The following is an 11273-nucleotide window of genomic DNA, read 5'->3' as shown; positions in this document are numbered from 1 at the left end:
CGGTTCCCATCAGACTCAACGTTTAGAAATATAATTCAATCATTAGATTTTGAGATATTAGCCGTTCTTTTTAATGTGTGGTCTCAAGAAGAATTGTCAATAGACGAAGGAGAATTGATGGCAATAGATGGTAAGGGATCAAAAGTACATTGACTGGGAGTAGCAGCTCTTACCAAAATTTTGTCAGCATGGTTTCCGTTTACAGTCATCATCATGGATGGGTAGTCCGACATCAAGTTATGGAAAATAAGCATTCAAGTGAAGTCGAAGTCGTAGAGAAGCTAGTCAAAGAGCTATCCGGTAATAAAGTAGTAATTACCGTCGATGCACTGCACTGTCAAAAAAAAACACTAGCCTTAATTATTAAGGGTGGCAATGACTATATAGTTACGCTCAAAAAGAATCAATTAAATCTGTTTAAAGCGGCTAATAAATTAGTCAGTTCTGCGGTGGCGACTGACGATTCGGAAGTCTCTGAATGTGTACATGGGCGAACCACAACTCGCCACACCAAAATTTATCCTATTCCACCTCAATTATTGCCCCTTTGGGCGGGTGCCAAACATATAATTGTGGTCAGGAGATATGGGACTAGATGGGAGGGAAAAAAAAGTCGTCGTCAGCTAGTTAATTTCGATGAACTACACTATTATTTAAGTAGTCTGGATTGGTCAGCTTTGCAATTTGCCGATGCTATACGTGGCCACTGGTTGATTGAGAATCGACTGCATTGGGTCAAAGATGTGACGTTAAACGAGGATAACGATATTCGTCGTGGTGGCAATGCACCTGCTAACTGGGCAATGATTAGACAATTTTTGGTTTCATTGGCTCGCATGAAATGTACTCATACTTTTCCTGAAGCTTTGAGATTGATGGCTAATCAAATTGAAGATTTAAGCGAGTTACTTTTTGATTTATCGGGTTCAGATAAACCTGTTAAATGCCTCGCCTAATGTCGGTCAATAGCCTTCATAGCCTTGATTTAGCCTCTCGACAATTAATCCACCCTGCTTCTTAAGGGGGGCTAGGGGGGATCGAGCCCTAATCGTCAGACAGTTTACCCGTACTACGTTTGACGTTAAGTTGACACCAAGAAGGGCACGGGGCGGTGTCCCTAATTACGCAAAGCCTATGTGTCATGCTGAGTGAAACGAAGCATCAAGCCAGATGCTTCGCCCAAATCCCTAAGTCCTATTTTTCATAACGAACTAGAAGATGCCAGAGAAAGATATCCGGGTCGTCATGAGCTATCATCTCTTTAAACATGGAAACAAAAGGCTCATAGTCCAAAAACTGCATCTCCAAACAGAGCTGTCTTAATCCCGCTTCTTTAAAGATGCGATTTAACCGCAAGGGAGTGTAATAAATTTGGGGATCTTGCCACTCAGCATCCCAAACTTTATTGCCGTAGACATCGATATATCCCTCTGTAACACAGTGAGCGTGTTTGCGACTAAAATAGGCAATTTCTAAAAAGCATAAGGTGGTTGGGAAATATCCATATATCTTGCCACCTGGCTTGAGAACTTTCCCAAATTCCCGTATCATCTGGCGGTTGGTTTTATCCTCACTGGAAACCACGGAATTTGCGAGTAGGACGTAATCAAATTTCTCGTTCCACTCCGGTTTTTGTTCGGTGATTCGCGTGGAGTCTACTTGCTCAAACACGATTTGCTGATTGTTGAGTCGGGAATCTCCATCTGCTGTTTTCCAGTGTCCTTGTGCTTTTTCAATCGCTGTTTTGGAAAAATCGGTACAGTAGATTTGTCCAATTTGGGGGCAAAATTCTAGTAAGGTTTTCTGAAGATAAATTTCCGAGCCGCAACCGGGAATTAGGACTTTGATGTCAGGCGAGTTGGGAATATCATAGCCGGGAGAATGCTCTGGACGGATTAAGTTTTTGCAGATTTTAGGGTCTTGGGTGATGCTGAAAGCGGTGTTGGTATAATCTTCGTGGTTTTTATCCCAGAGAGCTTTCTCTTCTTCAAGAGATTTCGAGCCTAGGTTGGCAGAAGAGGGAATTAGCCATTTGTAATCATTTGTGCTGGTCATAATTTTTAACTCCAAAATATTCAGTAGAGGTCAAATGTGTGTGTCAACCGCTAACAACCAAGCTGCCGTTTTCCAGCACGTACATGACATCCGCACGCAAGGCATGGGCCATGCGGTGGGTAATCAAAATTACGGTGCGTTCTTTGGTGATGCGCTCGATGGTGGCGAGGATTTCGGCTTCTGTGGCGGGGTCGAGGGCGGATGTGGCTTCATCGAGAATTAGAATTGCTGGATTTCTCACCAAGGCTCTCGCTAAAGCAATTCTTTGCCGTTGTCCCCCTGATAACTGTCCGCCCCTGTCACCCACAGGTGTGTCGTAGCCTTGGGGTAAGGACAAAATAAATTTGTGAATCTCGGCGGCTTTGGCTGCGGCTTCGACTTGTTCGTCAGTGGCTTCTAGATAGCCCATGCGGATGTTTTCCCGCACGGAGCAATTAAAGAGAATTACATCCTGAGAAACCAGTCCAATTTGAGAACGGAGGGAGCGTACTGTTGCATGACGTAAATCAATTCCATCAAACAGAATGCGTCCTTTATCTGGGTCATAAAATCGCGTCAGCAAGTTGACAATTGTACTTTTGCCTGCTCCACTTTGACCGACAAATACCGCGAAGTCTCCTTGGCGAATCTTTAGGGATAGATTTTTAACTCCTCCTCTATCTTGGGAGTAGCTAAAGGTAACGTCGTCAAAGTAAATATCACTGGAAAAGTGAGGTAAATCAATCGCATCCGGTGCATCCTGAATGGCCGGAGTTTCTGATAAGATATCGCTGATGCGTTGCAGCCCTGCCACTCCATCAATAAATGCAGGTATTGACGAAGTTAAACCAAGAATATTGAGATTCAAACCTACCAGTAAAACTTGAAAGGAGGTAAGAGTTCCTACAGAAATTAAATTTCTGTAGGTCATGACAGCACCGATACTTAAAACGATAAGCTGCGTCATGACAAAACCAATCATGGGACCTTTCTGCACTAAGTAGGAGAGAAAGGTTGCCCGGACATAAACCTGTTTTAAGTCATTCAAATCGCTGGAAAAATCCTCAGTCATTTGGTTCTCCAGCCCGAATATCTTGACAACGGTTTGCGAGAGGATATTCTCTTCGACGACGCTGGCAATCTGTCCTTCTTTTTGCAGCAACTTATAGCCGACTTCGGTGGCAAGGCTGGCAATTTTTGCTGGGGCAATGGTGCAGAGGGTTAAACCGATTAAACTGAGCAGGGCTAATTGCCAGTTGAGGAAGAAGAGGAAAACCAGAGAAAATAGGAAGTTAGACAGTTCTAAAACAACGACTGTCAGCCCCATTGTAATTACACCATTTTCCACCTTTTGGACATCGGCGATGAGACAATTGACAATATCCCCGGCTGAACGTCGCCCAAAAAACTCCATTGAAAGGCTTTGGAGATGCTCGAATAGAGAGTGTCGGATATTGTTGGTGATTAAAATGCCCAAACGCGCTCCTAGGAAAATTCCTAGCAAACCGATGCAGGCATATAGAATTGCTCCGACGACTAGCAATGACAGGATTAGAACCAGAAGACCATAGTTTTGGGGAACGATGGCGGCATCGATGATAAATTTTAAGCTGCCTCGGAAGACTGAATCAAATGCTGCGTCGGATATCAAGCATAGAAAGAGTAAAATGAATTGCCATTTGTAGGAGGCAATGTATTTGTTGAGGGTTTTAAAGAACCAAATTAGTTCCCTCAGTTAGAAGAGTTTATCTACAGAAATTTTTATACTTTTACTTAGGCTTTTATTTAGGATGTAGGGTAGGCGCTGACGGCAGTACCTACCCTACCTCAATTTTAAATTCCTGATGTTAAACTCCTGAGCAATTGTCGATCAAAATTTATTTTTGTTTTAGAAAAAACGCTAGTATTTAATCATTATTTTTTTTTTACGATGTTTACTTGTGGGGTTCGATTGAACTTTTATACTCCCTTTTCTCAAAAATAATTGTTAATAATAAGAGTCTCAAGGTTAAAAAATAGACTTTATATAAAGTTTAATTAGACAATTAATTCGCCAATACAACAAAAACAATTGAATTAGATTAATCATTTTTAGGTAATTACTTGTTAGATACGCTCGTTGTTTGTAAAGAGAAAAAAGGAATTTAGCCTTGTCTTATTGATAAAGACAAGGCTTGACGCCGAGTTACAGGCTTGTCCGCTAGGTAGCGAACTCTTTGTTTATGAAAGATGATGCATCCGTAATTTCTGGGAAATGTTGGGTTTCGCGCCCACTCAACCCAACCTACAGGATTGGCGATCGCACTTAGGTTGAGGAACGGGTAATGAGTTGGGGAGGTTCGCAAGTACAGAATCAGTCGCGATGCTGCTAGTTAATACAAGAAGAGTTGATTAAAAATATCTTTATTATCGTTCCTCTCCCCTGCCTTTGTCAGTCGGAAAATTCGGATTATAAAGTCGGAAAACTCGGATAAATTATTGCATCAATAACCGCTAGTTAAGACTTTACATTTTCTTTATAAATACCTCCCAAACCTTTATGTTAACTTTACCTAATTCCTCGTAATTGCTGTTATAAATAAGAAAGAGTTAAGGAATTTTAATCATGAAAAAAACACTACTAATCGTTACTGGATTGATGGCGCTCGCTTTTCCTGTTCATGCTGCTCAGATTACCCAAGTTAACCAAGCTGACCAAGCTGACCAAAGTCAAGTGAGTCAACAAGTTAAACCGATTCAAACGGAAACAAACATGGTCTGTATCAAAAGGCTCGGGCGAATTTATTGTCGGTAGTTTCTAATAGCTATTCACGATAATGTCATAATTTGAACCCCTCCCTACCTATAATCTTTAATTGAGGTAGGTAGGGCTTCAAATTATGTATTTTTGGCAACACTTGCGTACTCCCATAAATAAATTTAGGGCATTGAACTAAGAACGGATTTTTTTCGGGGATAAGTTGTTTTTGATCAACTCTGCAATTACCACTTTTACGCTCTTTACATCGCGATAATTATCACCTTTTATCTAGGCTTATGTTATCTCAAGTAACTGTTTAATAGTCTCCTCGCTAGCATCATCCATTCCGCTTCTTCATTACTTCACTAACTTTTTTCCATGCGTGACAATGACAGATTGCACCCACTTCCGTTTTGATACAGAAGAGGGGAGCGAATTTTCTCGCTTTGCATCTTTATCTATCCTCGTTCCTCTCCCCTGCCCCTGTCAGCCGGCAAAGTCGGATCGTAAAGTCGGAGCGTCGGAAAAGCTACCGCACGCGACGGAATCAAATTTATTTAAATGATGCGAAGCTCCAACTTCGTATCATCGCCTTCCTGCAATCGCCAAGAGAGGCGACCGCCCCTGATTTCTAAAAATCCTCCTGAAAAGCGATCGCCTGCCCGTATTTTAGGGTTCGTATTTCAACCTTCCATCAATGTTAGCAATATGCTCATCTAAACTAAATTAATGGAAGTCTTATTAGGAGTAAAGCCATCCACTTTTTTACATTGAGCATTGAGAGTGTTAGCACTACTAAGAGCGGCTGAAGTGCAGGTTTTAGAAAACGCAGCTTCACCCCAGGACATTTTTCCATCAGCATTCTGGATATGCTGATCTAAATTGAGCGAGGTTTGCTGATACCGAGAACCCTCCGCCTTCTGGCAAGCTGCTGATAGAGTGGCTCCCTGAAGTTGAGCATTTTGACAAGTTAGGCTATAGGCACCTGCTGCCCAAGCATTGTTGCTTACTACACCAAAAGACAAAGCTAAAGCAAACACAAAAGCGCAGGTTATTTTGAGTAAAGACATTAACTTTTCCATGTGAATTTGATTTCACTGTCAGAGTTTTTTTTCCTATCGAGACGAAAACTTTATTTTTGTCTCTACACCTATAAGACGAATCCAGAGGTCAATTTCTGAATTTTTCGAGTTAGAGGCTGTTTTTTCCCAACTCAATGCACCCCATCAAACCATACTCAAGCACGAGATCCCTTTCGCCTCTTACCTTTCAACCGTTTCACAGCCTCCTCAACCTCACCGCGAAAAGGGGAGAGCAACCGCCGACTCAGCGCACTTCGATACGCCTCCATAGCCTCCGTCACATCCCCCAAGCCCAACAACGCCCTCCCTTGCCAGTAACCAGCCATCGCCGGATCAAACTCCATCAATTCCTGGGACTGACAAGCCTTTTCCAACCATTTCCGACTCGCCACCTCATCCCCCAACATTCGATAACTCTCCCCCAGCCACACCGCAGCAGACACAGATTGCAGATAACCCGCATCTTCCGGTAACAACTGCCATCCTTGCGTCAAAGCCTCCACCGCCTCCCGGTGTTTCCCCGCCAGTGCCAACACCCGCCCATGACCAAACCAAGCATCTGGTAACTGCGGTTCAAGTTGCGTCCCCTTCGCACAGACACTACACCCCCGATCGATTTCCTGAAAACTTTCCACCAACACCCGCCCCGCCGTCGCCCAAACATTCCAGCGATCGGGAAAACGATCGAGCATCTCTTCTACTATTGATGTAAGGGTTACTTCACGGTTAGATCCCCCTAAATCCCCCAGGGCTGTTTCATTATCCGTAGGGGCCGTGCCCCCGTGCCGGCCCTCTTGGTCTGACCTCCCGATCGAATCGTCTGGGTCGGGGGTAGGCACGGGGGCACTACCCCTACAAAATTCACGTTTTTGGTGAGAATCGTCTGGGTCGGGGGTAGGCACGGGGGCACTACCCCTACAAAATTCACGTTTTTTCTGAGACTGAAACCGCCCTGCTGTGGGCTGGGGGGGATCGAGAGGAACTGGGGGAGAGGTAACAGGCAAAATCTCACACAACGCCCGATAAATTTCACAATCCTGCGGATAGAGACGATAAGCCTTCAGCATCGCCTCAGCCGCCCTTTGATATTCCCCCGTGTGGAACAAGCACCGCCCATAGGAATACCAACCCCTCGGATGATTCGGGTGTTCCTCAGTAAACCGTTCCAACACCCCAATCCCGTTAGCTGACTCCCCCCGGAAAACGTGATAATATGCCAGCAACTCGCGGGCATCCGCCCCATCAGGAGCCTGTTGCAGCAAAGAACTAATTATTTTTTTAGTCTGCTTCCCCTCCTCACCGGATACCAATCTCATCCGGCAACGAGTATCCGCCAGTCGTTTGAGCGCTCGGAAATCACCCGGAGCCACCTCTAGCGCTTTGCTCAACCGCCGCTGCGCTTGGCGCACATTCCCCACCGCCTGACTCGCGTCGTAGCTGTCAATCAGCGCTACAACATCATCTGGCTGAAGGGACAAAACCGTATCAAAGGCTCGCAAAGCTGCAGCCACATCCCCTCTCCCCACCTGCACCTGCCCCAAGGCCAGCCAGTGAGCCGCATTATCTGGTTCTAGGGAAGCCGCCGAATCAAAAGCGAGTATCGCACCCTGAGTGTCATTTCTACAGAGTGCGATCGATCCGCTGATATGCTGTCGAGTCGCCTCATTGCGTGCATTGGCCAAGGCACTTTCATAAACCGCTACTGCCTCAGCCTTTTGTCCCATAAGCTGCAAGAGTTTCCCCAATTGCAAGCGCACGCCAATCAATGGTTGCTGCCGATCGATTACTTGGCGATACTCCTCAACCGCCTGCTCAATACGACCCATTGCATACAGCAGATTCGCCAATTCCAACCGTTTCTTCCATCCCGAAGGATACTGCTGCACGTACTCACTTAATGTTTTCAGCTTCTGGTCAATTCGGGCTGGCTTTTCGTCTAAAATCAGGTAAGCATTCAACTCCACCCCAGAGGACTGAGTGAGGGATACCACCCGGAGTGCAGTGTTTCTAGACATATTGCTGTTACCTGATAATTAATTGTCTCGCCAATGTTCTGAGGGATGGGGGCGATCGAGTCGGATGCGATCGTTTCATCGAATTGTCGGGGCAATCCCCCCGTGGTTGCCCCAGCCGTGGCTGGGACAGCCGCGATCGCCCCAGCCGTGGCTGTCCCAACCGTGGTTGCCCCAGCCGTGGCTGTCCCAACCGAGGCTGTCCCAGCCGTGGCTGTCCCAACCGTGGTTGCCCCAGCCGTGGCTGTCCCAGCCGTGGCTGCCCCACAATCTTGACGGGGTAGGCACGGGGGCACTACCCCTACAGCAAAATCATCCCCGATCGAGGCAACGTCCCCCTTTTGAGACGACTCGGAGGAATCTAACAAACCATCATCCAACCCTGACAAATACCTGCTCAAACGCTTTTGCAGAATTTCTCGTGCCTGTTGAATGCGCTTGTAAACGTTATTGAGCGAGAGAGCAAGTTTTTGGGCAATATCTTGATAGGCAATTTGGTGGCAGTAACGCAGAATAAACGGATTGCGTAATCGAGAAGGAAGAGTATCAATAGCGCGGCGAATGTACTGTCCCAACTCATGATGTAGAAGTGCCTCTTCAGGAGAGTCAAAACAAGAAATAACTGCTGAGCTTCCTGTAGCAGCTACTTCTTCAATGTCCTCCATTTGCATTGCTTTCCGGCGACGTTCTCGGTGAATATCTATACATAGATTATGGGTTAAGCGGGTGATCCAAGCTCGGAGGTTGGTGATTTTTTCGGCATAGTCTGGCAATTTTTCCCAAGCTTTGAGCATGGCGCGACTGAGGACTTCTTCGGCATCAGCAGGATTCCCCCCCATCCACCTGAGACAGCAACGGTAAAGATCATCTCGATTCTGCTGCCATAGCTGCCAAAATGCTTTCTCTATATCTTCTGGACAACACCGAATGTCTGTTGCAATAACGGAGTGAGAATTTGACATGATTTTAAAGGTGTTGAAAGATAGATGTGAAGGAACATTCCTCTGTTGCTTTTTTCGTTGCACCCCAATCCCGCAAACATCTAGCTGAGTGTGGTCTCAGTATTTATGCGGATAAAGATTGGATTCAGTTGCTCTTTTTTTGAGGCTGCATCCTTTCCATGTCTGTATCAGGGCTCCCCTCCCCCGCCCCTGTCAGTCGGGAAAGTCCGATCGGAAAGTCGGAAAAGTCGGACGCCCTGGTTTTGCTATCTATTTTTAGATAGAGCAGCTCGACAGCATGACTGGTACTGTTCTATGTCTTTTGGTAGATGCTATTCAATAGTATGTTTGGGGTATCGGCATAAAGCAAGTCGGAAAAGTCGGATCATAAAGTCGGAAAAGTCGGATCTTTGCCTCATTGGCATATTTCTGAGGGAGAATTACCATATCACGCGGTAAAAGACATCGGTAATAATACTTAAAATTAATCAAAGGGTCGGCGCTAATCGGCGGATTATTTTAATTTGCAGGAATAAAAGCTGTCAAGCCTTGTCTTATGGATAAAGACAAGCCTTGATACTGAGTTATACGGTTGTCCGCTAGGTAGCGAACTCAGATTTATGAAAGATGAACCAGTTTTTCAGATTTGTTAAGAGCTTTATATATGTCAAAGAGTCGATGTCGTAGGCGTTGACGGGGTGACAAGCAACTTAAAAGCCTTGTGCTGACAAGGGTTTAAGCCGATCGCCCTCACAAAAAATTAGGCGGGCGCGATCGCCCTTTGCATATTTCGACAAGGTGAAATCACGATCGGGGGCGATCGTCCAGGAGCGTAAGTGTCAATAAGTCTGTCATAATCACTATTAGGAATTTCTCCACCGACTTAGTACGGTGTATAACTCAAAATTAGGGTGCAAAACTGAAAAACCTTACCCGATGAGATTGATTTGTACATGACTTTTGAACAAGCTCTAGAATTTCTCGAATCCGCCTTAGAGTCCAAAACCAGTAAACCGTTAAATTTTCTTGAGCAGGAAATCTTAAAAGCTGCTTGGAAAAACGCAACTTATAGTGCTGTTGCTGACAGCTTGTACCTCAGCATAGGACATATCAAAGATTTAGCAGCCATCCTGTGGCAGCGCCTTTCAGACGTAATGGGACAAAAAGTTACGAAGAATAACTTTCGCTCGGTGCTAGAGAAGCAAAACACCACAAGTGAGCTCGCCGATGCCAAAGGCGAAGGCAAACTTATGGCGATGGCTGCGGCTGAAACAAGTGACATCAATCAATTAGAAACTCCCAAAGGTAACATCTTAATTGTTGATGACCTCCCAGAGAATCTGCGTTTTCTAACAGAAATTCTCACTAAAAATGGGTATAAAGTTCGCTGCGTAACCAATGGTGCGATGGCCTTGAGAACAGTTCGCAATCATCCCCCCGATGCTATATTGCTGGATATAAAAATGCCAGATATAGACGGCTATCAAGTCTGCGAAGCCCTCAAATCCGATGAAAACACCTCAGAAATTCCGATTATTTTCTTAAGCGCACTTGACCAAGTATTTGATAAAGTCAAAGCTTTTAAGGTAGGGGGAGTTGACTATATCTCTAAACCTTTTGAGCCGGAAGAAGTGCTAGTTCGCCTCGAAACTCAGGTAACTATCCAGCACCAAAAACGCCAGCTTAAAGAAGCAATCGAGCGACACCAGCAAACCGCAGAAATTGCCTACCAATCTCGCAGCCTGCTGGCAAATTTGCTAAATTCATCTCTGGATGGAATAGCCGCAGTGCAGGCGGTGAGGGGAGATATCGCTGGAGAAATTGAAGATTTTCGCTGCTTGGTAGTTAACCCTGTCTTTGCCAGACTCTTAGGGAAAAAACGAACAGAACTCGCGGGGGAACCCGTGCTGAAAAAACTGTTTAATCAATTGAGTCCCGGAGTCTTTGATTTATTAGTAGAAGTTGTTGAGACTGGAGAATCGCTTGAAGGAGAGGTTCATCTAGAAAGTGATTACCTGGGCAAATGCTATTATTTCACTGCTGTTAAATTGGGAGACGGTTGCTCAATTACCATCCGCGACCTTACAGACTTAAAACTGTCGGCATTAAAGTCAATGATGGAACAGAACCAACCCCGTGCTATCAAATAGGATAAATGGGGCTTACGCAATCTTACCCAGAAACCAGGTTTATGAAGTACATTAGGGACACGGCACCATGCCCACTCGTGTCAACTTAACATACAACCAATAGTCCGGCAGGGAATTCATTCCCTGCCTCAAAGTGAAAGTCCTCGCTATGAGGACTGAGAAGAAAAATTTTAAACTCATAGGACTTACGCATTGACAGAATAACAAAATAGTGAATTGATAAATAAGGGTCGTCTAGTAATGGGTATGGGAGAATGAGAGAAATTACTAAACCCTCGACAGCACAATGCACTCTAGACATCTACACCTTATTT

8 protein-coding genes are annotated in these 11273 nt (G+C 45.1%); 3 read left to right on the top strand and 5 right to left on the bottom strand.

Annotated elements, in window-relative coordinates; all coding sequences use genetic code 11:
• The first annotated feature begins 149 nt into the window (after positions 1-149).
• Positions 150-956, top strand: coding sequence for an ISAs1 family transposase (locus QUB26_RS30210; RefSeq protein WP_333321003.1), 807 nt, complete (start codon positions 150-152; stop codon positions 954-956).
• Between the two features lie 238 nt (positions 957-1194).
• Here the strand turns inward: QUB26_RS30210 and QUB26_RS30205 are convergent, their stop codons facing one another.
• A complete protein-coding gene (locus QUB26_RS30205; RefSeq protein ID WP_333321001.1) occupies positions 1195-2055 on the bottom strand; it encodes a class I SAM-dependent methyltransferase in 861 nt (286 codons plus the stop codon).
• Positions 2056-2098: 43 nt separating this feature from the next.
• A complete protein-coding gene (locus tag QUB26_RS30200; protein ID WP_333321005.1) occupies positions 2099-3727 on the bottom strand; it encodes an ABC transporter ATP-binding protein in 1629 nt (542 codons plus the stop codon).
• A gap of 912 nt (positions 3728-4639) precedes the next feature.
• Here QUB26_RS30200 and QUB26_RS30195 point away from each other — a divergent pair.
• Complete coding sequence (locus tag QUB26_RS30195; RefSeq protein WP_333246836.1) at positions 4640-4828, top strand: hypothetical protein; 189 nt, start codon at positions 4640-4642, stop codon at positions 4826-4828.
• 662 nt (positions 4829-5490) lie between these two features.
• Here QUB26_RS30195 and QUB26_RS30190 read toward each other — a convergent pair.
• From QUB26_RS30190 to QUB26_RS30180, 3 genes are all read right to left on the bottom strand, one after another.
• Positions 5491-5844, bottom strand: coding sequence for a CVNH domain-containing protein (locus tag QUB26_RS30190; RefSeq protein WP_333246834.1), 354 nt, complete (start codon positions 5842-5844; stop codon positions 5491-5493).
• A gap of 167 nt (positions 5845-6011) precedes the next feature.
• Positions 6012-7871, bottom strand: a complete 1860-nt coding sequence (locus tag QUB26_RS30185; protein ID WP_333320998.1) for a tetratricopeptide repeat protein — start codon at positions 7869-7871, stop codon at positions 6012-6014.
• A complete protein-coding gene (locus tag QUB26_RS30180; RefSeq protein WP_333246830.1) occupies positions 7811-8830 on the bottom strand; it encodes a sigma-70 family RNA polymerase sigma factor in 1020 nt (339 codons plus the stop codon). The genes QUB26_RS30185 and QUB26_RS30180 overlap by 61 nt, the downstream gene beginning before the upstream one ends.
• Before the next feature lie 932 nt (positions 8831-9762).
• Here QUB26_RS30180 and QUB26_RS30175 point away from each other — a divergent pair.
• Complete coding sequence (locus QUB26_RS30175) at positions 9763-10959, top strand: response regulator (RefSeq protein ID WP_333246829.1); 1197 nt, start codon at positions 9763-9765, stop codon at positions 10957-10959.
• Positions 10960-11273 lie beyond the last annotated feature (314 nt).

Source organism: Microcoleus sp. B4-C1, assembly GCF_036705285.1.
In the GTDB taxonomy this organism is placed as follows: Bacteria; Cyanobacteriota; Cyanobacteriia; order Cyanobacteriales; family Microcoleaceae; genus Microcoleus.
This window is presented reverse-complemented; position numbering and strand designations above follow the sequence as displayed.